21 protein-coding genes are annotated in these 23,978 nt (G+C 42.6%); 8 read left to right on the forward strand and 13 right to left on the reverse strand.

The window, feature by feature from the left end:
• Positions 1 to 198 precede the first annotated feature (198 nt).
• The 7 genes from IEY48_RS09355 to rplU all read right to left on the reverse strand — a co-directional run bounded on the left by IEY48_RS09355 (position 199) and on the right by rplU (position 4,440).
• Positions 199 to 585: a DUF3718 domain-containing protein gene (locus IEY48_RS09355; protein ID WP_188919572.1), complete on the reverse strand. Its 387-nt coding sequence runs from the start codon at positions 583 to 585 to the stop codon at positions 199 to 201.
• Positions 586 to 681: 96 nt separating this feature from the next.
• Positions 682 to 1,164, reverse strand: a complete 483-nt coding sequence (folA, locus tag IEY48_RS09360; protein WP_188919573.1) for a type 3 dihydrofolate reductase — start codon at positions 1,162 to 1,164, stop codon at positions 682 to 684.
• Positions 1,165 to 1,238: 74 nt separating this feature from the next.
• Entirely contained in the window at positions 1,239 to 1,709 is a 471-nt protein-coding gene (locus tag IEY48_RS09365; RefSeq protein ID WP_188919574.1) for a threonine/serine exporter family protein, read from the reverse strand.
• Entirely contained in the window at positions 1,710 to 2,468 is a 759-nt protein-coding gene (locus tag IEY48_RS09370; protein ID WP_188919575.1) for a threonine/serine exporter family protein, read from the reverse strand.
• A 20-nt stretch (positions 2,469 to 2,488) separates the two neighbouring features.
• Entirely contained in the window at positions 2,489 to 3,655 is a 1,167-nt protein-coding gene (cgtA, locus tag IEY48_RS09375; protein ID WP_188919576.1) for an Obg family GTPase CgtA, read from the reverse strand.
• A 202-nt stretch (positions 3,656 to 3,857) separates the two neighbouring features.
• Positions 3,858 to 4,112, reverse strand: a complete 255-nt coding sequence (rpmA, locus tag IEY48_RS09380) for a 50S ribosomal protein L27 (protein ID WP_160054094.1) — start codon at positions 4,110 to 4,112, stop codon at positions 3,858 to 3,860.
• A gap of 16 nt (positions 4,113 to 4,128) precedes the next feature.
• Positions 4,129 to 4,440: a 50S ribosomal protein L21 gene (gene rplU / locus IEY48_RS09385; RefSeq protein ID WP_188919577.1), complete on the reverse strand. Its 312-nt coding sequence runs from the start codon at positions 4,438 to 4,440 to the stop codon at positions 4,129 to 4,131.
• Positions 4,441 to 4,878: 438 nt separating this feature from the next.
• Here rplU and ispB point away from each other — a divergent pair, with 438 nt between their 5' ends.
• Positions 4,879 to 5,850, forward strand: a complete 972-nt coding sequence (gene ispB, locus IEY48_RS09390; protein ID WP_188919578.1) for an octaprenyl diphosphate synthase — start codon at positions 4,879 to 4,881, stop codon at positions 5,848 to 5,850.
• Positions 5,851 to 5,892: 42 nt separating this feature from the next.
• On the opposite strand, the gene ung is transcribed toward ispB, so the two are convergent.
• Entirely contained in the window at positions 5,893 to 6,555 is a 663-nt protein-coding gene (gene ung / locus IEY48_RS09395; RefSeq protein ID WP_188919580.1) for a uracil-DNA glycosylase, read from the reverse strand.
• A 211-nt stretch (positions 6,556 to 6,766) separates the two neighbouring features.
• On the opposite strand from ung, the gene IEY48_RS09400 reads away from it, so the two are divergent.
• Positions 6,767 to 7,084 carry a DUF3144 domain-containing protein gene (locus IEY48_RS09400; protein WP_188919582.1) on the forward strand — a complete coding sequence of 106 codons (318 nt, stop codon included), beginning with the start codon at positions 6,767 to 6,769 and terminating at the stop codon, positions 7,082 to 7,084.
• A gap of 59 nt (positions 7,085 to 7,143) precedes the next feature.
• Here IEY48_RS09400 and IEY48_RS09405 read toward each other — a convergent pair whose 3' ends face one another.
• On the reverse strand, positions 7,144 to 7,761 hold the full coding sequence (locus IEY48_RS09405; protein ID WP_188919584.1) for a LysE family translocator: 618 nt from the start codon (positions 7,759 to 7,761) through the stop codon (positions 7,144 to 7,146).
• Positions 7,762 to 7,853: 92 nt separating this feature from the next.
• On the opposite strand from IEY48_RS09405, the gene IEY48_RS09410 reads away from it, so the two are divergent.
• The gene (locus IEY48_RS09410; RefSeq protein ID WP_188919586.1) at positions 7,854 to 8,393 is read left to right on the forward strand and encodes a thioredoxin family protein; all 540 of its coding nucleotides are present in this window, start codon (positions 7,854 to 7,856) and stop codon (positions 8,391 to 8,393) included.
• Between the two features lie 77 nt (positions 8,394 to 8,470).
• On the opposite strand, the gene IEY48_RS09415 is transcribed toward IEY48_RS09410, so the two are convergent.
• Positions 8,471 to 11,044, reverse strand: coding sequence for a TonB-dependent receptor plug domain-containing protein (locus tag IEY48_RS09415; protein WP_188919588.1), 2,574 nt, complete (start codon positions 11,042 to 11,044; stop codon positions 8,471 to 8,473).
• A gap of 465 nt (positions 11,045 to 11,509) precedes the next feature.
• Here IEY48_RS09415 and IEY48_RS09420 point away from each other — a divergent pair, with 465 nt between their 5' ends.
• On the forward strand, positions 11,510 to 13,108 hold the full coding sequence (locus tag IEY48_RS09420) for an AMP-binding protein (protein ID WP_188919590.1): 1,599 nt from the start codon (positions 11,510 to 11,512) through the stop codon (positions 13,106 to 13,108).
• Between the two features lie 250 nt (positions 13,109 to 13,358).
• On the opposite strand, the gene IEY48_RS09425 is transcribed toward IEY48_RS09420, so the two are convergent.
• Positions 13,359 to 15,155, reverse strand: coding sequence for an ABC transporter transmembrane domain-containing protein (locus IEY48_RS09425; RefSeq protein WP_229786378.1), 1,797 nt, complete (start codon positions 15,153 to 15,155; stop codon positions 13,359 to 13,361).
• Positions 15,156 to 15,275: 120 nt separating this feature from the next.
• Between IEY48_RS09425 and IEY48_RS09430 the strand changes: the two genes are divergently transcribed.
• Positions 15,276 to 15,770: a prepilin-type N-terminal cleavage/methylation domain-containing protein gene (locus tag IEY48_RS09430; RefSeq protein WP_188919595.1), complete on the forward strand. Its 495-nt coding sequence runs from the start codon at positions 15,276 to 15,278 to the stop codon at positions 15,768 to 15,770.
• A gap of 8 nt (positions 15,771 to 15,778) precedes the next feature.
• On the opposite strand, the gene IEY48_RS09435 is transcribed toward IEY48_RS09430, so the two are convergent.
• The gene (locus IEY48_RS09435; protein WP_188919725.1) at positions 15,779 to 16,189 is read right to left on the reverse strand and encodes a hypothetical protein; all 411 of its coding nucleotides are present in this window, start codon (positions 16,187 to 16,189) and stop codon (positions 15,779 to 15,781) included.
• Positions 16,190 to 16,382: 193 nt separating this feature from the next.
• On the opposite strand from IEY48_RS09435, the gene IEY48_RS09440 reads away from it, so the two are divergent.
• Complete coding sequence (locus IEY48_RS09440; protein WP_188919597.1) at positions 16,383 to 17,531, forward strand: methyltransferase; 1,149 nt, start codon at positions 16,383 to 16,385, stop codon at positions 17,529 to 17,531.
• A 527-nt stretch (positions 17,532 to 18,058) separates the two neighbouring features.
• Here the strand turns inward: IEY48_RS09440 and IEY48_RS09445 are convergent.
• The gene (locus tag IEY48_RS09445; protein WP_188919599.1) at positions 18,059 to 18,799 is read right to left on the reverse strand and encodes a FadR/GntR family transcriptional regulator; all 741 of its coding nucleotides are present in this window, start codon (positions 18,797 to 18,799) and stop codon (positions 18,059 to 18,061) included.
• A 582-nt stretch (positions 18,800 to 19,381) separates the two neighbouring features.
• On the opposite strand from IEY48_RS09445, the gene IEY48_RS09450 reads away from it, so the two are divergent.
• A complete protein-coding gene (locus IEY48_RS09450; RefSeq protein ID WP_188919601.1) occupies positions 19,382 to 21,670 on the forward strand; it encodes a polysaccharide lyase 6 family protein in 2,289 nt (762 codons plus the stop codon).
• Complete coding sequence (locus IEY48_RS09455; protein WP_188919603.1) at positions 21,667 to 23,958, forward strand: alginate lyase family protein; 2,292 nt, start codon at positions 21,667 to 21,669, stop codon at positions 23,956 to 23,958. Before IEY48_RS09450 ends, IEY48_RS09455 begins: the two co-directional genes overlap by 4 nt.
• Positions 23,959 to 23,978: the final 20 nt, after the last annotated feature.

Here is a 23,978-nt window from a genome sequence, read left to right on the forward strand (position 1 = left end):
TTCCTTCAGACCCTGCCGTTGGCCAGCAACGCCCTTGCCATTCGGATTATCTTCCCCTCAGTCGGGGTGATTCAGGTTTCTTTCAACCTGACGGGTTTGCCAGCTTCGCTGGGCAAACAAAAAAATACCGATAACATGTTATCGGTATTTTTAGTTAACCCGGTCAATATCGGTTAACACTTTATCGTCTGATTAAGATTAGCCACCAACGCGGTCTTTAATCGCTGCAGTGATAGGGCCGCCATCATGACCATTGGCCGCGGCCCAGTCTAAAATGGTTGTGCCGTCAGCCTCTGGGGCTGCTAAGTCAGACGATGGCATACGTTTTGCGATAAACTCACCGACATCATTAGCACTTGAATTGTAGGCAGTACGCAATAAACTGCTGCCATCACAAGAAATGCTTGAATAAACATTACGTAGTTTAACGCGACTTTCTTTTAACTTTTTACGTAAGCGGTTTTTGTCGTCTGATTGTACATAGTCACAAATGTTTGCTACTAATTGTTCTGTATTGGCAACAGCAGGGGCTGACACAGAAGATGCTGCAATCAGGGCCGCAATAGCCACAGGCAATAGGCGCATCTGACTCTCCTTTATCTGTTTATTGTTATATAGCTTGTACACGCAGAGCGTTAAACTCCACAGATATACAAAAATCTCAGGGTTTACGTGATTAATTTAACATTTTTTCACGAGTGTGTTAAAGCTATATTGCAATCCTTTGTCGTTTGTTAAGCTTTCTGAATTCTCTAAAACCCACGATCCGTCATCCCAAACCGGAAATACCGTATCGCCATCAACATCTAAATCAATCATAGTTAAGTACAATACGTCAGCTTGAGGCAGCAATTGTTCGTAAAGTTGACCGCCGCCAATAACAACGACTTCAGCACAATCACCTGCGGCTTTGAGTGCAGCATCAAAGTCGGTAACACAGGTCACACCATCAATGGTCAGCAGAGGATTACGACTAATCACAATATTGTGACGCCCAGGTAAAGGTCGACCGATTGACTCATAAGTTTTGCGCCCCATGATCACCGGCTTAGAAAGTGTCATAGCCTTAAAATGGCGTAAGTCTTCCGGTAAATGCCATGGCATTTTGTTGTCCTTACCTATGACTCTATTGTTTGCCATAGCGGCAATCATTGCGATACGCATTGAGTTAAATCCTTATTATCTCGAGGAGTAAACGAACAGATAGGTTTACTGAACATGCCGCTCAGTATATCAACTTAAATAATTGGTCTGGTACGGTAATACAGCAGGCTTGGTAATGCTAACCCCACAGCCAGAGCACCTAGTATAAACACCGTTTTAAGGCCGTTTACAATCACCTGTGCAGTAAGCTCTGGGCTCACTTGGCTTTGAGCCGTTAATTGAATCAGCGCAATCACGGTATTAAATGCGTAAGTTCCAGGCACCATAGGAATAATAGCCGCAACGGCATACATCAATGGTGGCGCTAAATGACGCTTAGCAAAACGAATAGTGATAAGGCCAACGATGGCTGCAGCAACAAACGTAGCCCACTCAATTGGCATAGAAAATTGCAGAAGTACGGTTCTCGAGCTGTGACCAATGGCACCAGCAATTGCGCAATAAACTAAATAACGTTTAGGTACGTTAAATACCATGGCAAAACCCACTGCGGGAATTGCCGAGAAAAACGCATCATGGAGCAGTAAATTTAAAAAAGATAACATCTAAAAAATACCACCCATTTGCATCGCAATGGTAATGCCAATCACTGACGCGAGAGTCAAAAGAGTTGCATGCCCCCAACGTGATATGCCTACATTCATGTGGCCTTTTACCATATCAGAAATGGCATTAATCAACGGAAAGCCTGGCACTAACATGAGCACACTCGCTGCCATTGCGGCTTGAGGAGTTTGGGTAATAGGCCATAAATAACCCATTTGAGCCACCGCAGTAATAACAAATGCGGTAAGCGAAAAATTGACTAACAAATTGAAATGCCGTGATGCTAAAAATAAACGCACCATCATGCCAATAGAGGAAGCAAAAAAGGTAATGATGCTGGCAATTAAGTCACCATCAAATAAGTGACAAAAGCTAGCACAAGACAAGCCAATCATTGGGACAACGGCAATTGCTGGGTAAGATTTAGGCTTGATATGCGCTAGGCGTCGTCTGACTTCATTGGCACCATAAATGCCCTTTTCGGTCAGCAAACAGATGCGCTGCAATTCACATATGACCATCATATTAATGCCATGAGCACGAATGCGTCTCGTGGTGGTAATACAACGGCCATGAACAAGGCTCGTGAGCACAAGTGCATTGGAAGAAATTGATAATTCAATACTGGCAAGCCCGAGAGCCTTACCAAGACGCTGACTGATCTCTTCAACGAGATCAGACTCAGCACCATAGGCCAACAGTAATTGCGCACAGCGAACTACAAGGCGGGTTATATCATTTTGGCTATCTGCGTACACGATATCCTCAAATGAGCAAATTAACGTTGGTAGATGACTTCTACATCGTAATCATCATCGTCGAAATCATCATCAAAGTCATCATCATAATCTTCATTAACTGAATCATCTGCACCTTGGTGATAATTATCCCACTTAAACTCGACATCTTTGTCTTCTGGCAATAACTCTTCAACCACCGGAATACTCTTGATGTAATCAAGCATCTTAATGCTTAACTCTTCAGTTCCTGTGCGGTTGTAAGCTGACATAGTGTATACATCACCTTGCCAATCTAACTCTTTCACAATGTGGTCGATTTTCTCTTGAAGCTCTTCTTCAAGTAATAAATCGGTCTTGTTAAACACTAACCAACGTGGCTTAGACGCCAACTTAGGTGAATATTTTTCAAGCTCGCCCACAATTGCGCGAGCAGAGTGCACAGGATCGCTGCCATCAATAGGCTCGATATCAATAATGTGCAACAACATACGACAACGCTCAAGATGCTTTAAGAAGCGAATACCTAAACCAGCACCTTCAGCAGCACCTTCAATCAGCCCAGGGATATCTGCAATAACAAAGCTTTGACCTGGACGAGGGTTAACAACCCCCAAATTAGGCACTAATGTGGTAAACGGATAGTCAGCCACTTTTGGCGTCGCACGTGAAACCGCACGAATAAAGGTCGACTTACCCGCATTTGGCATACCAAGTAAACCTACGTCTGCTAGCAACAACAGCTCAAGTTTAAGTGCGCGAACTTCACCTGGTGTGCCTAGCGTTTTTTGACGCGGGGCACGGTTAGTGCTGCTTTTAAAGCGTGTATTGCCTAGGCCGTGGAAACCGCCTTTAGCGACTAGCAGTTTTTGTCCATGCGTAGTTAAATCGCCTAATGATTCTTCAGTTTCTTGATCGATAGCACGAGTACCTACGGGTACTTGAAGAACCAAATCAGCACCACCATGACCTGTACAGTCACGCCCACGGCCATTTGATCCTCGTTCAGCCATATGGAAACGAGTAAAACGGTAATCAATTAGGGTGTTTAAGTTTTCGTTAGCTTGCAGATAAACACTGCCGCCATCGCCACCATCACCACCATCTGGACCACCATCTGGAACATATTTTTCGCGTCTAAAACTCACGCAACCGCTTCCGCCGTCACCTGCTTCTACGCGAATATTCGCTTCATCAACAAACTTCATACTGACTCCTGACGCCACTTATTCTGTAATTATAACCCCAAATCACTGGGATTTGCAGGAAAGCGCTGAAGATAGCATTCATCACGATATCGCCTACTGCATATAAACTAAAATCATCAAACTTCACACGGAAATTTAATGATATAAAAAACACAAAAGCCCCACCATAGGCAGGGCTTTCGAGATCTAGCTTTGTAAAGAATTAAGCTTCGATGCTAATAAACTTACGGTTATTAGGACCTTTAACTTCAAACTTCACTTTACCGTCTGTTAATGCAAATAATGTGTGGTCACGACCAACACCTACATTAATACCAGCGTGGAATTTAGTACCACGTTGACGAACGATAATGTTACCAGCTAGAACTGATTCACCGCCAAAGCGCTTAACACCAAGACGTTTACTTTCTGAATCGCGGCCGTTACGAGTAGAACCGCCAGCTTTTTTATGTGCCATGAGTTAGACTCCTAAATTATGCGTTAATCGCAGTGATTTTAACTTCAGTGAACCACTGACGGTGGCCCATCTTCTTGTCGTGGTGCTTACGACGACGGAACTTAACGATAGTTACCTTTTCGCCGCGACCGTGGCTTACTACTTCAGCTACGACTTTACCGCCAGCAACTAAAGGAGCACCAACATGCACTGTTTCACCGTCAGCAATCAATAAAACTTGATCGAATTCTACGGTTTCACCAGTAGCAACTTCTAATTTTTCTAAACGAACTGTATGACCTTCAGCAACACGGTGTTGCTTTCCGCCACTTTGAAAAACAGCGTACATAGCTATTTTACTCCAAATGACTAACACGCTAACTCATATTATTGACGAGACTAGGTGCTAAAAAACTTTTAATGACAATGGGCGCGGATTCTACGCGAAGATTTTGCATCAGGCAAGCCCTAATTTGCATTCAAATAAAAAAGACGACATAACCGCACACTATTCATTAATAGCTAATGTGCCTTACCTAAAAATTAGCTAATATATGTTGCGTAAGAGGCTTGCGTAAAACCAAGCATCTTAATGCTTGGTTTTACTTCATGCTGAAGCATTGCGAGCTTAAGTTAAGCAATTAAATGCTAAATCTGCGTTATGTAACACAAGCTTAGTAGAATAGATACTTTGAAAAATAGTGGCCATATCCTGTAAGATATGCGCTCAAATTCGATATGACTTATTAAGGGTGCAAACCCTGTCGCCCAACAACCAGAGACTATTATGGATTTAAACGCCATTCGTCAACTGGCTGACACTGATATGCAAGCAGTCAATCAGCTGATATATAAACAACTTGAATCTGATGTAGCCTTAATTAACCAACTCGGTTTTTACATCATCAATGGCGGCGGTAAGCGTTTACGTCCGTTATTATCAGTATTGGCGGCGAAGGTCGTCGATTATCAAGGTGATCAACACCTTAAACTTGCGGCTATTATCGAATTTATTCACACAGCATCTTTGTTACATGACGATGTTGTTGATGAATCTACCTTACGCCGTGGCCGCGAAACCGCCAATGCGTTATTTGGTAATAGTGCCAGCGTGTTGGTAGGAGACTTCCTGTATACTCGCTCATTTCAAATGATGACCGAACTCGACAGCATGAAAGTGCTCAAAGTGCTTGCGCATACCACCAATATTCTTGCTGAAGGTGAAGTTCTGCAGTTAATGAACTGTAATGACCCTAATACCAGCGAAGAAAACTATATGCGGGTGATTTACTGTAAAACAGCCAAGTTGTTTGAAGCCGCCACTCAACTTGCAGGAGTGCTCGCCAAAGTGACTCCAGAGCAAGAACAAGCCCTTGGCGATTATGGCAAGTTTTTGGGCACCGCATTTCAGCTCACAGACGACTTGCTCGATTACACCGCCAACGCCGATGAATTAGGCAAAAATATTGGTGATGATTTGGCAGAAGGAAAACCGACACTACCGTTAATCTATGCTATGGAACATGGTTCAGATGCGGCTAAAAAGCTCATCCGTGAAGCCATTGAGCAAAGCGATGGCACTAAAGCTATCGATGAGATTTTAACAGCATTAGAAGAGTCGGGTGCATTAGCCTACACCGAAGAAAAAGCACAATCAGAAGCTCAAAAAGCCATTGATGCTTTAGCTGTTTTCGCTGACAGCGATTATAAGCAAGCGTTGATTTCTTTAGCTCACCTATCTGTAAACCGTAATAATTAATCGTCATGGCGCATTTAACTGGGGTTGAATGCGCCTAAGCGTCTACACTTGCCAATCAATGGCCTTTTCATTTCTGCTAAGTAAGATTTTGTTAATCTTCGAAAAATGCTGACACCCAAAAAAACCGCGATAAGCCGATAATGGCGACGGGTGGGGCCCTGTTAAAACCTCATGCTGCGATGCCGTTATTAATCGACCTTTTTTAATTGCATGATTTCCCCAAAATACAAAAATAATTGGCCTAGCTTGGGCATTTAATAGCTTTAACACTTCATCGGTAAAGGTTTCCCACCCCATTTTTGCATGAGAATGCGCCGCCCCTTGCTCTACCGTTAATACCGTGTTTAACAGCAATACCCCCTGCTTTGCCCATTTTGTTAACTCGCCATGTTCTGGCAACGTAAAACCGTCAATATCATTGCAAAGCTCTTTATACATATTGGCTAATGACGGCGGAGGCTTTATCCCCTTTTTAACCGAAAAAGACAACCCATGCGCTTGATTAGGGCCATGATAAGGATCTTGTCCTAGTATCACCACTCTCACCTCGTTTAACGGGGTTAAATCAAATGCAGTAAACACTTCGTCACAGGGAGGGTAGATCACTTTACCTTCAGAACGTTGTGAAGCAATAAACTGTTGCAGCTGTTGATAATAAGGTTGATTAGCTTGTTGTTCTAGCAAGGCCTGCCAACTGTTTAGCATCACATTCTCTCTAACACATAATATAAACGGATAAATATGATGCCATGACAGGTCGGCAAACACGAGTGTGCAAATAAAGCATTGCTGTTTATTTGAGATGACATGTGCAAGTGTTCTGTCGATTAAGATCTCATTCGTTAATTTTTTTACCTGATATTTTAAATAGAAATCGTTACACTCGATAGAAACTAACTCACCAAAAGTGGATATGATGTCTGAAGAAAAAACTGAACTCACCATGTATCAAATAGCTGACCAATTTATTGCTCTTGCCAATCAATTAAGCCAACAAGAAAATGATATTGGCAAAGTCGGTACCGCGATGAGATTTGCATCAGCACGCTATAACGCGTTTGAAGCCGCAATTAAGTCAACCGACTTAGCAGCAGAAAAAGACAATGCTCTAGAATGGTTTTCTAGCGAATTTAAAGCCATGCTCAATGAAAACCTTGATGACCATATTGCTCATCCTCCGGTACCAGCTCAAAAACCAGCTGACGATGGCGTACAAGTATTTAACGGAGAGTAACGCTCTTTTGTTTACCAAAAAAACCATCTTATTTAAGATGGTTTTTTTTCTAGCCAACTTTAGGCCAAAGAGTAAATCACTCTTATTGCCAGTAAAATCAGTACCACACCAGACAAACGGTCAATTAATTGCGATTTTTCACGCAGCTTAGGCAATACCGCTGCATGTGATAATACAAATGCGATGATGGTGTACCAAAGACCGTCAACCACTAACGGAGTAAAAACGATTAACCCCTGACCCACTGTGGTTTGTGCCGCAAGTACAAACTGGCTAAATAATGCTAAAAAAAACAATAAAATTTTAGGGTTGAATAATGAAATCGCAATGCCATCACGTGCAGCCTGCCACAAACGGCTCGGCTTACCCGCGGCTAATTTTTGCTGCATTCCTCCTTTAGAACGCAATGACTGAATCCCTATCCAGGCCAAATACAGCGCGCCCACTACAGCAATGGCATTAAAAATCATTGGCGAGGCTTTAAGTACTGCTGCTAATCCAAGCAATGTCACTAACGCATATACACCGATACCAATCGAGTGCGCCCAGGCACACACCACGCCATGTAAACGACCACCACTCAAAGTATGCCTTACTACCATTGCTAAGCTCGGCCCTGGCGACATCGCTCCCAAACAACAAATGGCTAATAATCCTAACCAAGCACTAAACGTCATAACACCTCTATTTTATTTTTAACAACCAATTAAGCGTGCGCTGCTAATGTAACGCCACTTGTGTATTTGATAAAGCAATAACAGAGAAAACCATGACAACAATGATGATGATATTGTTAGGGATTATTTTTGCAGCAGTCGCGGGACTCACCTTGGCTAAAATCAAAGGGAAATCAATCCCAACCTTAGTCATTGTAATGTTAGTTATAATGGGTATTTGTTTTGCTGGCGTGCTTGCATTTATCAATAAAGGCGAAGATTATCTGGCTTATCAAGCGCTACGTTGGCAACCACTGCAACCAGACACAATTGCCCAATATGTGTCGCAAGGGAAAATCGTATTCGTGGATATTACCGCCGACTGGTGCGTGCCATGCCAAACGAATAAAGCGAATGTGTTACACCGAGAACAAGTGGTCAATCAATTAAATCAATCTAACATTATCCTTATGCAAGGTGACTGGACCCAACCCGATACAGTAATCGAGCAATACATGGGGCAACAATCCGTAGCCGGAACCCCCTTTAATAAAGTATATAGCTCCGTTTACCCTGACGGTATTGAACTCCCTAAAGTATTGATGATTGACGACATACACTATGCTTTGTCGCTAGCCCAGCCCCACAATTGATAACAAAATAAAAAAGACTGCCAAGGCAGTCTTTTTTATTAAAAGTAACCGTAAGCACGGTTAACACATCTTAAAGTTTAGAAGCGATAGTTTACACGGCCGTAGTAGTAGCCACCGTTGTAATCAAATGGACCACTTTCGTAGTACACCGCACCTAACGCACCTAGAGTACCATCTTTAAGCTTTTGCGCTTCTTGATCGAAGATGTTGTTAGCACCCACAGATACCGTAAGATTATCCATAACCGCATAACTCACTTCAACATCAATTGTCACAGCAGCATCCGCGGTTTCAGACCCCCAATCAGACGTATCATCAGCATGTGTCGCGTAGTACTCACCAAAGTAGTTCGCACGAACAGACGTACTTAGATCATCCCAGCTCTGGCCCCACGTTAATGTGGCACGATGTGCAGGAATGCCATCTTCTAAACGACGCACTTTACCTAAGTCTGTTGTGGCTTCGTCAAACTTATCAACTTTAGTGTCTGTCCAGCCGTACGCTAAGCTGAACTTAGCATCACCAGAAAACAGATCCATGCTGTAAGAACCCACAACATCGATACCTTGAGTAGTGGTATCAAAATCGTTGGTGTAATAAGTTACCGCAGAAATTAACTCTGGAAACTCAACACCAGCGGCTCTTAGTGCATCATAGTCACTTTCTTCAACCGAAATTTGGCTAGACTGTGCAATACGACCTGTAACTTCAATGTTGTAGTAATCCACGGTTAAGAATAGGTTTTCGTATTCATACACAAAACCTGCTGCATAACTGACAGACTCTTCAGGCTTTAACGTTTCACCACCATAAAATGCGGCGAGAGGGTTCGTTGGCGGCGCAATAAAGGTCTGGATCAAATCACCATTAACAATTGATGTTTGAGTATTCACTACGTTTTCTTGACCCACCGTTGGCGCGCGAAAACCTGTACTGTGAGATGCACGGAACGACAGTTCATCAGTAGCAATATACTGAGCAGTTAACTTATAGTTTAACGTGTCGCCAAATGTAGAGAAATCTTCGTAACGTAAAGCCACACCAACCAAAAAGTCATTCGTTAGATAAGCTTCAACGTCGGTATAAACACCGATGTTGTTACGCTTGTTCTTACCTGCCGATTCTGGTCCAAAACCTTTAAAACCGTGTGAGCCAATATTAAACTCTTGGCTAGCATAAGGGCCGGCAATCCATGAAGCCTCTTCACCTTGACCAATCTCAAATGACTCTTCGCGCCATTCAAAACCGGTCGCAAAGCTAATATCTTCTAAACTGCCAATAGTGACATAACGGTTCATATCTACGTTAAATGTAGTTTCTACTTGCTCATAAGAACCCGTATCAAAATCAGTAGGCGTATCTAACCCCATAGACGGGTTAAGTGAATTTTTTAAACCAAAGGTCGCTTTATTGCTACCAGTACCGGCGCTAACATCATAGTTCCATTCGCCAGAAGTCCCTTTAATACCCGCAAAGAAAGACATGTCCTCAATTTTACCGGTAAATTGCGGTGTATAACCACCTGGACGGATTTGGTTCATAGAGAAACAATTCGGATCGGCAACCATCGATTGATAATCAGCAGTTGCTAACACGTTGGGTACATTTGCAGATACATTACCCACCCAAGAACACGACGCCACACCGTTCTCAGCTAAACCAACATCGCCAACAAGTAGTGTTTCACCACCGTCTACAGAATAAACGTTACCGCGATTGTGCGGGTTACGATAATAGAAACCACCTGTTGCTTCACGTGAAGACACGTTACCGAATGCATACAAGTGGGTATTGTCATTAATGTCAAAGCCAGAGTTTACAAAGACGGTAAAATCATCTTCGATTTCTGGGTTACCCCAAGTTTGCGCTGGGTCTTGAATTGCGGTATTGCCACCTGCAGCAATGGCAGCGGCATCAGGACGCTGAACACTACGGCTAGTCGCATCGGCAGTTTTATATTGCGCACTGATGTTAATAAAACCATCATCTGTTAGCGGTAGACCAATATTGCCGTCAATCGTTGTTGCTGCGCCGTCACCTTCGTAATACTCGCCTTGACTCACGGTAATCGAACCGCCTTCTGAGGCATCTTTTAATACAAAGTTCATGACACCCGCAATCGCATCTGAGCCATACTGCGCAGCCGCACCGTCTCGTAAGACTTCAACTTGCTTTAATGCCACGCCAGGAATAACTGAAATGTCAGGGCCTTGAGCGCCATCGTTAATCCCACCTCCCTGGAACGCAATAACCGATGCACGGTGACGACGTTTACCGTTAACCAAAATCAGCGTACTGTCTGATGGCAAACCACGTAGGTTAACAGGACGAACAAGCGTCGCCGCGTCACTGATTGGTTGAGCACGAGAGTTAAAAGAAGGAACAGAAGTCACCAACATATCAATCATATCGGTTGAGCCGTTCTTTTTAAGATCGTCGCTACTGATGATGTCTACCGGTACAGGCGAGTCACCAATAGAGCGTGGTGCCGCTCGAGAGCCAACAACAGCGATTTTCTCAACGTTTTCCTTGGCTGTAGTTTCGTCATCAGCAGCAAAAACTTGATTGCTAACAACCGTACCGGCAAGCGCGAATGAAATGGCTAAGCTCAATGAGCTAAAACCAAATTTAGTCTTTTTTGATTGCATCATTATTATCTTCCCAACTGCTTATTGTTTTAGTGTTTCGAGTGATTTTTAGGTGATTCAGTCCTAAAACCAACTCTTTATTGTGTGAAACGATCCCTATTTCAGTTACATTTCTATAACAACAAAAATACAATTGCTAACACTTTCTGAAACAAAATAAGCAATAACTAAATAATAACTCCGCAATTAACTAGGTAAACCTCTGATTTGTTTGTGATATAGATCACAGGTGAATTTTTTTGAAATATAACGCTTCTGGTTGTGAAACTGACTTAAAAGCCCAACTGTATAAATTTATTTACACACACTTGCGCTGCTTGTAGGTTTTAAATGACAGAAAACGGAAGAATTTTTCAATATCAATACAACCTTTGCCAATTACTCAAGACGAGTGTAGGTTAGTAATGCAATCTAAACGGACGTTTGATTTTTATTACAATAACAACTCAAAATTTACTGGGGGTATGCATGCCTTATGATGCTGATTCAACACTCGATTTACATCAATATACTTCTATCGTCGACCTGATCGAAAAGTCGTGTCAAAAATATGCGCAAAACACTGCTTACGCATGCTTGGGGAAAGACACAACATTTAGCGAAATAGAACGCGATTCACGTCATTTTGCAGCCTATTTACAACATTGCACTACTTTACAACCTGGGGACAGAGTCGCGCTTCAACTGCCTAATATTACTCAATTTGTTATCGCAGCTTATGGCATAATTCGCGCAGGTATGGTGTTAGTTAACACTAACCCTATGTACACCGAACGCGAATTGACCCATCAATTTAACGACTCAGGCGCAAAAGCCTTAATCGTACTATCAGACCTATTGCCAACACTCACAAATGTCGTCAATAACACCCCCGTTGAGCTGGTTATTTCGACACATGCAATGGATCTTATCCAGCCGCAAACTCAACCAGAGACACCGTTTGCAAAAGTGACATTTTTAGATGTGTTAGCCGAGGGGGAGAAACATCCTTATCAGGCAGTTAAGCCAACCCATGATGATTTGATAGCCTTACAATACACAGGTGGCACAACGGGTTTATCGAAAGGGGCGATGCTCAATCATGGCAACCTTTTAGCGAACTCAGGCCAAGTTAAATCACGTATTGCAAGCACCATGAATGAGGGCAAAGACGTGTTTGTGGCTCCGCTGCCGATTTATCACATCTACGCATTTATGGTGAATTTAGTTCTGTACTTTGAATCTGGCAGCTGCTCAGTGCTTATCCCTAACCCACGCGATATCGCAGGGTTAATCAATACAATGAAAACCTACCCTTTTACCGGGTTTGCAGGTTTAAACACCTTATTTGTGGGTTTATGTCATCAACCAGAATTTAAAGCGTTAGATTTCAGCAAGATGACCATTACCATTTCTGGCGGAACCGCATTGACAAGCGCTGCAGCTAACTTATGGCAGCAAACCACAGGTTGTATGATTTCTGAAGGCTATGGCTTATCTGAAACTTCACCCGTTGTAAGCTTAAACGCACCAGGACATCAACGCCTCGGCACCATTGGTAAACCCGTATTAGCGACTGAAGTGAGAGTGCTGGATATGGAAGACAACGAAGTGGCGACAGGGCAAGCTGGGGAGTTAGCCGTTCGTGGGCCTCAGGTAATGCAAGGTTATTGGAACAAACCCGAAGAAACAGCCAAAGTCATGACTCAAGATGGCTTCTTTAAAACGGGTGATATTGCTATTGCCAGTGAAGATGGTTATCACACCATTGTAGATCGTAAAAAAGACATGATTATTGTGTCTGGTTTTAACGTCTACCCGAATGAAGTTGAAGATGTCTTATCAACCAATGAGCTAGTACTTGAATGTGCCGTGGTCGGCGTTGAAGATCAACGTACCGGCGAAGCCGTTAAAGCGGTGATTGTGTTAAAGCAGCAACCAGATGATATCGAAGCGACTAAACTACTGATTGATGACTATTGCCGCAGCCAATTAACCGCGTACAAAGTACCGCGAATAATTGAGTTTACCGATCAATTACCGAAAAGTACTGTAGGAAAAATTTTACGCAGGGAACTGCGCAAATAAGCTGAGCTAGGGATAATAATCACACTACCACTGATAAAAAAGATGCTTCGGCATCTTTTTTATCAGCTTTAGACCCAGGGCAACCGCATGAGTGTGCATTTTTTGCTCACAATGAATATTTTCAGTATAGAATCATTTCCAATCATTCTTGAGGTGATAAGATTCCGAACAAATGTAGTTTAATAAATACACTCAACTTGTACATAAAACATTCGCGATCTCGCCCTGGCTTTAGGCCCTTTTTTTGCACCTATGCTGGCTCTGAATCCATCAATAACTGCAGATTGGCAAACTCACGATATAACGCATTGCTGGCCATTAATTCATTATGAGTACCACTTGCCACTAGCTGGCCCTTATCCATCACAAAAATACGATCGGCGTTAATCACTGTCGCCAAGCGATGAGCAATAATGACGGTAGTGCGAGAAGCCATCAATGAATCCAAAGCTTGTTTCACTTTCACTTCACTCACCGCATCTAAGGCACTGGTTGCCTCATCAAGTAACAACAAAGGTCTGTTAGCTAATATGGCTCTGGCAATGGCAATACGTTGCTTTTGGCCACCAGATAAACGTACACCACGTTCGCCTAAATAAGTTAAATAGCCCTCGTTAAACTCAGTAATAAACTCATCTGCTTTTGCTGCAATACAGGCCTGAATCACTTCATCGTCAGTAGCGTCTAAACGACCATAACGCACATTTTCGAATACATTCATTGCAAATATTACCGACTCTTGAGGCACGAGTGCATACTGCTGTCGCAACGCCGCTAACGACAGTGTTGAAATATCAATACCATCTAATAATATCTGCCCAGATTTTGGTTGATAAAATCGCATCATCAACTCAAACAAGGTACTTTTACCCGCGCCGCTAGGCCCAACGAGCGCAACTCGCTCCCCAGGTTGAATCCGCATTGATAACTGTTTTATCACCTCTTGATTCATATCAGATGGATAGGCAAATACCAGTTGATTAAAATCTAACTGCCCCTTTACTGGTGTCGGTAATTGTTGCGGTAATGCTTGCTCAGGTATATCAATCGGCGTATAGACTAACTCAAGTAAACGCTCCGCAGCACCAGATGCACGCTGGATCTCACTGAACACTTCACTGATGGTTGCCACGGCACCAGCCACCATCACTGCGTAAAACATAAACGCAGATAATTCACCACCAGTAATATTGCCACTCATTACATCTTGAGCACCCACCCAGGTGACAAAAGCAATTGCTGCAATACTTAAAAACATCACCGTCGAAATAAGCAAGGCTCTATACTTAATCCGCCCCTTAGCAACATGCATAACGGCTTCGACACGATCTGTAAATAGTTGACGGTCTTTCGCCTCATGTGTGTAGGCCTGAACGGTGTGGATTTCATGTAAGGTTTCATCGATGTAGGCACCTAAATCACCCACCCTATCTTGGCTTTTACGCGATAACACTCTCACTTTACGACCAAAAAAGCTCACTGGCCCCAGCACTAAAGGCACCGCTAACAACACCAACAAAGTCAGTTTTACACTGGTAAAGCCCATCATCACTATGCCACCTGCCACAGTGACAACCGATCTTAATGCCATCGACAAACTCGAACCCACCACGCTCTGAATTAGGGTACTGTCGGCAGTAAATCGCGAAATGACCTCACCCGTTCGTTGAGTGGCAAAAAAGCCTGGCGATAACGACAATAAGTGCTGATACACTTGCAAGCGAATGTCTGCGCTGACACGCTCGCCAAGCCAAGTCATCAAATAAAAACGACAAAACACCGCAGTACCACTGATTGCGGTAATCCCGATAATAAGCCATATAATTTCATTTAATCGACTGGCGTTGTCTGCAATAAACCCTTCATCGACCATCAGTTTTACGCCTTGCCCTAACGACAACCACGCCAATGAGCCAATAAACAAAAACACAATTGCGGCAACCACTTTAATTTTATAAGGTGATAAAAACTGTAAAATCCAGGGCAAAACGCGGTAAGGTGTAGTAGCACTTTTAGAAGAAACTGTTGCAGTCGTTGAATTCGTCACAGTATTAACCAACAAACAAATCTAAGATAAACTGATAATAACAACAAAACGACATCAAGTAGATCAATGATCTACAGATTTAACCATTAATGAACCGATAAATAACAATAAAAATAATCCATGAAAAAATCACATATTTTAATCTCTAAACAATCACGGGGTTTCACCTTAATTGAACTCGTCGTGGTGATCATTATTTTGGCAATACTTGCCATTGTGGCAAACAGCCGCTTTATCGATTTACGTAAAGATGCAATTGTCTCAACAATGGTTGGCATGGAAAGCGCGATGCAATCGGCTGCCACATTAACGTATTCAAAAGCTGCGATAGCAGGTGTTGAAAGACTCGAAACCACAACACTTGATATTGATGGCGTTGATGTTGATTTAGTTTATGGTTACCCCGACGGAACAGCAGCAGGTATTGCAATGCTAATGAATATTCCCGAGGATGATTGGCAACAACGTGCAAGCACATTGCCTATAACAGCATGGGTTTATTGGCATGGCGTAATAGATGAAGATGCAGGCGTTGCGCAATGTTATTTACGTTATAGGCAAGCCACATCAACCACAGCAAGGCCAGTTATTGATGTTCAAACAAGCGGCTGCTAGCCACGTGTTTAGGCATCAGGATAACGGTTATCGATAGCTTTTAGTGAGCGTAAAAACAGCCCTAAGCCACCAATGCTTAACACTAAAATTACGATTAAATCGAAAGCGCTCATGTAAGAAAAGCGAAAGTTAATCGAACTTATCACCCCAAAAATAAGTGCAACCAGTGACCCAAAGGTCAGTAGCCAACCAAATGGATTTTTAGCATTGTAAAACATCATCCCAACCCCAAATATAAACGGGATCATCACCATACCACTGGTTAGACTAAACCCACCAAAGTGATACAAATGGCTGCCAAGCCCAAATGAACTGGTGATTTTAATAGCGTTAAGTAGCATATAAAACCCGCCACACATCATCACTAACCCAATAAAAAACTGCCCTATACCACCAGATGTTCCGCCAGCACCTTTCATCATTATCCCTTGAAACTGTTTATGATATTGCCAATTTACTCAACCGCTTAATGAATAGCAATCTTTGCTCGCGTCGCTATGTCTCGCACCGTTTACTGATATCTGAGATAATACACTTATCTATTGGGTTACAACGTCCGCAATAGACCCATTTAGGCACACATTATTAAAATTTCATTTAGGTAACACACCCATGACCACCCAGTTTGCTTGTGAAGGCATTGAACTTGAGCTATTTCGTTATCCCACTCAACAAGCATCAAATTTACAAGCATGGGATGCTGCCGATGAGCATTTAATTAAGCACTTAATTGACGCACAACAAACGGTAGTACCAACAGCAATCCTAAACGACAACTTTGGGGCATTAACCTGTGCGTTAGCGGCTCAAGACCCACAATGGCCTATTACCCTAGAAACCGATGCAAAAACCAGTTTACTTGGCTGCCAACATAATTTGCAGCACAATCACTTAGCACCTACATCATTAAGCATTATAAATAGCCGCCAGACACTCAATAGCAACACTCAACTGGTATTGATGAAATTACCTAAAAACTTACATTATTTTGCCCAACAACTGGCGCGCTTATCCACTACCCTTGCGCCTGGAACCCCAATACTAATAGGTGCAAAAGCAAAATCCATTAATGCCGCGTTACTGTCATTGATAGAAAAAAACCTCGGACCAGCAAATGCTAGTCTCACCTGGAAAAAAACACGTGTTATTACCTGTGTTAGCGACGGTAAGACGCGTAAGATTGCCCCAGCGGTAAACTGGAAAATTGACGAGTTAGGTCTTAATATCAGCAATTTGGCTAATGTATTTGCCGCGAATAAATTAGACATCGGCGCGCGGATTATGCTCGACAACATGCCAAAAGGTGACTTTACGCAAATCGTTGATTTAGGCTGTGGTAATGGTGTTTTAGGGCTACATGCCAAACAATGTTACCCACAAGCGCAAGTGCATTTTGTTGACGATTCAGACATGGCAATTGCCTCAGCACAGCATAATTGGCAAAACAATACATTAGACAATACCGAGCAAGAAACACCACAAGGACATTTTTATTGGGACGATTGTTTAACTCACCTTCCGCCAGAAGTGACTCCCGATCTTGTCTTGTGTAATCCTCCGTTTCATCAAGGTGAAGCCATTACCGATCATATTGCCTGGCAAATGTTTGTCGATGCCTATAAACGACTTAAAAAAGGCGGCATACTGCACGTAGTGGGCAATCGTCACTTGGCATACCATGTCAAAATAAAACGTATTTTCAACAACTGCACAACGGTTGCCTCTAACGGTAAGTTTGTCATCTTACAGGCTAAGAAATAACCTCTAAACTCACTCAAATCGATTGGCTCAGTGGTTTTTTCTGGGCCAATGCTTAGCACTATTGTCGATTACGCTTCCCTCTGCGACCACTCCTTTTGGTATGACCAATACCCAATATTGGTTGACAACAAAAGTCATCCAAGCTTATTATCAATTAACAAAACTTACCCCAAGTTGTGTATTTGGGTTGGATGACGGTATCGACTAGCACCAGTTTATCTTTATGCCATAGTTTAACTAACCAGTTAAAATCACTTTTGTTTAGTTCAATTTGACTGGGGCTAAGTTATCAAATTGATGCAATTTACTTGGCAAAGCCGGTTTCATGAATGACAAAGTTCGACAAGGATGTCGATATTTACAGGTAGAGCTCCTCTGTCTCATACCGATAGTCGACCCCTTAGATCATTTCTAAGGGGTCTTTTTTTATCAACTGAATCGCCTCTAAAAAGAATGAGCTAGGCAAATAAAAACGCGCCAATACTGGGTATTGACGCGTTATATTGCTAAGCCTTGATAAAAGGCAATTAACCTTTAATTTTAACCAAATTCTCAATCGAGTATAAATCGCGGTTCGCACTGTTTTTACGGCGAACTTCTTCTAATGCTTGTTGCTCTAGCTTGTCGAATAACACATTGATTAAACGATTAAAATGTCGATGCATCGCTAAACGAGCTTCAGCAGCGTCATGAGCAGACAGCGCCTCATAAATTGAGGTGTGCTCAGCTAGGGTCTTATTATTGTCTGTACTACAAACAATATTGTAATCTTCAATGATTTCATTGCTCGATGAACGCAATGACCACATGTTTTCGAATAAATTAATTAATGCGCCATTACGGGTTGAATAGGCAATAATTTGATGAAATAACTCATCGGCTTCTTCAACATTCTGCATGTCTTTCATCATGACTAAAGTGCCATGAAGTTTTTCAAGCTCTTCTCTTGTAATGGTTTTTGCTGCCAGTGCCGCGATTTCGCCCTCAACTAGAGCTCGTGCCTGCGTTAATTCAAAGGCATTAACCTTGCTAGCAGTAACCGTTTGCGACTGATGATTAACAACATACACGCCAGAACCGGTTTTTACCTCGACTTTTTCACGCACTTCTAAAGCAATAATCGCTTCACGAATAGTGGGACGGCTAACATCAAATTTTTCAGCTAATTCACGCTCTGGCGGTAAACGGCTGCCGACCGGATACTCACCACTAGCAATAGAAGCCTCAATTGTATCGACTATTCGCCAAAATAAACGACGGTTTTTCATATACCTTCCTTCGAAAAGTAAAACCAATTTACAGGTTTAGTGCTGACATTTTATCGGTATTTACTATCGCAGCAAACCATTAATTAACATGTTAATTAGATCAAACTATTACAACTATAGCACATTGTCATACCCGCACAAAGCATTGGTAATAACAAAAACGATCTCAACCCAATAATTGGTAAAGCCATTTGATTGACACGGACACGTTAATTGGTTAGTTTCTATTCAGGAAAACAATTAACGTTTTTTTATTAAAAATTAGACATGCCTAGCAAAAAATCGAAGTCATTGATCTGGGGAGATTAAGATGAAATTGGACAACACAACATCAGTTGTAAACACATATAAGGGGGATAAGCGTACCCAGTCAGTATATTCATATGCCACCTTTATATCGCTAAAAACCACCACTCAATTCATCAGCCCTTATGAAGCAAGTTTATCGCCAACAACGTTGCAGACTCGTTTGCTGTAAACACCAAAGGCCTTGTTGCCCAACAGTGACGACTTACCTAGGACTACCAATTGACAAATCAACCATTGGTGGAAAATTAAAAACGGCTATATTCGAGAGTTCATATGAAACCATTTAATAACAAAACACCCTTTTCCTGTAAGTTATTAACACAATGGTTAGTCTTATTAATGTTTGCTTCCTTCTCTGTTCAGGTTAATGCCCAAGAACATTTAGTGGCATCACAAGCACAATACGAACAAGCATTAAAACACTTACAGCCAGGTGATAAAATCATCTTAAAAAATGGTATTTGGCAAGATTTTGAAATCGACTTTATCGCGAAAGGCAACGCAGAAGCCCCCATCGAATTAACCGCACAAACTAAAGGCAAAGTGATTTTATCTGGCCAATCAAATTTAACGTTAGCCGGTGAGTATTTAACAGTTTCCGGTTTGGTGTTTAAACACGGCTTTACGCCTAGTAAAGAAGTCATTTCTTTTAAAAAAACCGATACTCAAGTGGCTAACCACTCACGAGTGACCGAAATGGTAATCGATAATTACAATAACCCAGACCGTCAAGTGCCAGACAATTGGATTGGTTTGTATGGCCAGCACAACCGCTTAGATCACAATCATTTTACGGCTAAACGCAATGCAGGCGTAACCTTAGCCGTTCGCCTTGAGGGTGAACATAACCAACAAAATCAACATCGCATTGATCATAACTATTTTGGCCCTCGCCCAATTCTAGGCTCTAACGGCGGCGAAACCATTAGAATAGGCACCAGCCATCACTCGCTTTCAGACTCATTAACCGTGGTCGAAAATAATTTTTTTGACCGCTGCGACGGTGAAGTTGAAATCATTTCGGTTAAGTCAGGTAAAAACCGCATACAAAACAATTTGTTTTATCAGTCTCGTGGCACATTAACCCTAAGACATGGCAACGGAAATATCATCGACAGTAATGTGTTTTTAGGTAACGGTATTGACCATACTGGTGGGATCAGGATTATTAATCGCGATCAAATCGTCACCAACAACTACCTTGAAGGGTTAACCGGCACTCGCTTTGGTAGTGGATTGACCATTATGAATGGCGTACCTAACTCGCCGCTGAATCGCTACCATCAAGTGGTCAATGCCAATATTAACCACAATAGCTTTATCAACCTTGAGCATATCGAGCTAGCTGCGGGAAGTGACAGCGAACGCTCAGCCCCACCTCAAGATAGCACACTGACTCAAAACCTATTTATCAACTCAACCGCACCCTTTTCCGTGCATGACGATATCAACGGATTAACATTTACAGACAACCTCAGTAATATTAGCCTCAACAAAATCAATCCAATTATCGCCAAAGGACTTAACTCTCAACAGGTTCCCCTTGCGCGGGCAGCTAATGGCTTACTCTACCCAAGCGATACAGCCTTAACCCATTACGGTGCAACGCCAAAATTAACGCCTACATTAAAACAACATACCGGCGTAAGTTGGTACCCAAAATCTGAACTTAGTGTTGCGTTTCAATCTGGCAATATCATCACGGTGAGTTCAGAAGAAGGCGAGCTAGGCACTGCGGTGCAAAGCGCTCAGCCGGGCGATATCTTGTTGCTAAAAGATGGCCATTATAACGTCAGTAACATCTTAGCCATCACTAAGCCCCTTACGTTTAAAGCCCTAAATAAGCATCAAGCCATTATCAGTTTTAAGCGCCCTAGCCTGTTTGAAATTCAAAATAACGGTAATTTACAACTCGACGGGTTACGTATAACCGGCATAAACAGCCCCAATGCTAGCGGTAACAGTGTTGTTAGAACTAGTTCAACAGGGATGTTAACTAATTATCGTTTTGAGATGTTCAACAGCATCGTTGAACAGCTCAAGACTCACCATCAATTCCATTTTTTCGACTCGGGTAATCGTGCATTTGCCGATGAAATAAATATCTCTCATAACCTGTTTAGTCACATATCAGGTGATCTTTTTCGCCTAGATAAAGAAACAGACGACAAAGGCATTTATAACGCCGAATACCTCACACTCAGTCATAACCAATTTGAACATATACAAGGTAGCGTCGCTTCGGTATATCGCGGTGGAAAAGATGAAAGTACCTTTGGCCCACATGTTTCAATTAAGCATAACCAGTTTCATGATGTAGCTATGGGCAAACAGAATTCACCTGCTGCATTGTTAAAGCTTCATGGGGTACAAGTGAGCCAAATAGATCACAACAGTTTTAGCGACAGCGCAGCCATTGTTGTTGAGCATACTGTCGGCGAACCCAAAACAAATATCACTAACAATAAACTCATCAACAGTGCACTCCCACAAGTCAGCGAATTAGTCACCACGGGTCAGCACACAGCCAACATCAACAATAATAAAGTGCAAACAAGATGAAAAAAAACGTCCTAAAACAGCTGTCAATACCCAGTATTAGTCGAACGTTGCGTTACTTTGACGTCATATTGGTTGGCATTGCACTGGCCCTATTGGGCATCAATTTACCGGCGAATGCCGCCAGCCATCCCAACCTTGTAATTAATCAACAAGACGTCGCAGCCATGCAGAAGGCTATTACCGAGCAAGGGGCTTTTCAAGATGCATTTAAGGCCAAGCTTAATCAGGTTGATATCGGCCTAAATCAATCTATTGAAGTACCATTACCTCAAGATGGCGGTGGAGGTTATACCCACGAAAAGCACAAACGCAATTATCAGCAAATGTACGACACCGGCATTATTTATCAGCTTACTGGCGATAAAAAATATGCTGAATATGTAAAAAACATGCTGCTGCAATACGCTGCGCTCTACCCTGAACTACCTGTGCACCCTAAACGCAAAAACAGCAACGCAGGCAAACTGTTTTGGCAAGGCCTTAACGAAGCCGTTTGGTTAGTGCATACCATTCAGGCTTACGACTTTATTTACCCTGCATTGACACAAACCGAGCGCAATACAATCGAATCAGGGGCAATTATCCCCGTAGCATTGTTTTTATCAGAGCAGTCGCCTCACACCTTCAACAAAGTACATAACCACGGCACCTGGGCCACTGCAGCCGTAGGCATGACAGGTTACGTACTTAACAAACCCTTGTGGGTTGAGCGTGCTTTATATGACCTTGACCTCGCCAAAAAAGGCGGCTTTATGCGCCAGTTAGACGAGTTGTTTTCACCTGATGGTTATTATAACGAAGGGCCTTATTATCAACGTTATGCGTTAATGCCGTTTGTTACCTTTGCCAAAGCAATTGAACAGAATGAACCGCAACGCAAAATCTTTGAGTATCGAGACGGCATTATACTTAAGGCGATAAATACCACAGCAGCGCTAAGCTACAATAAGTTGTTATTTCCGTTAAACGATGCCATTAAAAGCAAAGGAATAGACACCATCGAATTGGTCAATGGTGTTGCAATAGCGTATGGCTTAAATGCCGACCCAACATTACTCGATATCGCCAAACAACAAAACACCATTTTATTAACCGGTGATGGCCTTAAAGTCGCGCAAGGATTAGACCAGCAACTGCAACAACCTTTTGCTTTTAACTCTGAGTTATATCGTGACGGTAAACAAGGCGCTGAAGGCGCACTTGTGGTCATGCGTAATGGTAAGCCAACCGACCAGGCCTTAGTCTACAAAGCCACGGCACAAGGTTTGGGCCATGGCCACTTTGATAAACTCACCTGGCAGTTTTACGACCAAGGAAATGAAATTGTCTCTGACTATGGTGCAGCTCGATTTTTGAATATAGAAGCTAAATCTGGCGGCGGATATTTACCAGAAAACACCAGCTGGGCTAAGCAAACGATTGCCCACAACACGTTAGTTGTCGATGAAACAAGCCATTTTAATGGCAAGGTAAAGCAAGCGAATAAACATCACCCGACAATCCATTTTTACGACCAACAACAAAACTTAACCCTTGCGTCAGCCTCGATTGACAGTGCTTACGATGATGTCGCCTTCAAGCGCACTTTTGCTCTGGTTAATATTCCACAGCGCGAGGCTGTTATTGTTGTCGACATACTCAGCGCAACATCGAGTCAGTCGCACCAATACGACTTACCAGTGCATTATCAAGGCCAATTGATTGACACCAACTTTGACCGAGAAGCATCACTCACACAACTGTCTACACTGGGCAGCGATAATGGCTATCAACACTTATGGTTGTTAGCAACCGCCAACTTAAGCCAAGACCAACCTCGAGATTCACTCGCTAGAGTTACCTGGTTAAATGACAATGGTCGTTTTTATAGCCATAGCACGTTAGTCAGCACTAACACTGGCAAACATCAGCAAATGTTGTTTACTCAGCTAGGGGCAAACGATCCCAATATGAACTTACGCCAACAAACGGCGTTTATTTATCGGGTTGAAGCCAGCGATCACACTTTTGTTAGCGTGCTTGAGCCACATGGCGAATACAACCCAGCAAAAGAGTTCACTATTGGCGCCACCAGCAACATTGCAGCCTTGACTCACCACCAACAAGCAGAGCTATCCGCAGTACACATCCGCTTTAAAGACGGTGAACAATATCTATTGGCAATAAACCATCACGAGCAAGCATTAACCGAACAAAACCAAAGTGTCATCAACATTAATGGTGTGCAGTACCCGTTTAATGGCCGCGCCCAACTTTTAGGGCCGCTCAACACAGGCTCATTTAATTAAGCAAAAATTTAAAACAAAAT

It is taken from the genome of Shewanella saliphila, assembly GCF_014648295.1.
In the GTDB taxonomy this organism is placed as follows: domain Bacteria; phylum Pseudomonadota; class Gammaproteobacteria; order Enterobacterales; family Shewanellaceae; genus Shewanella; species Shewanella saliphila.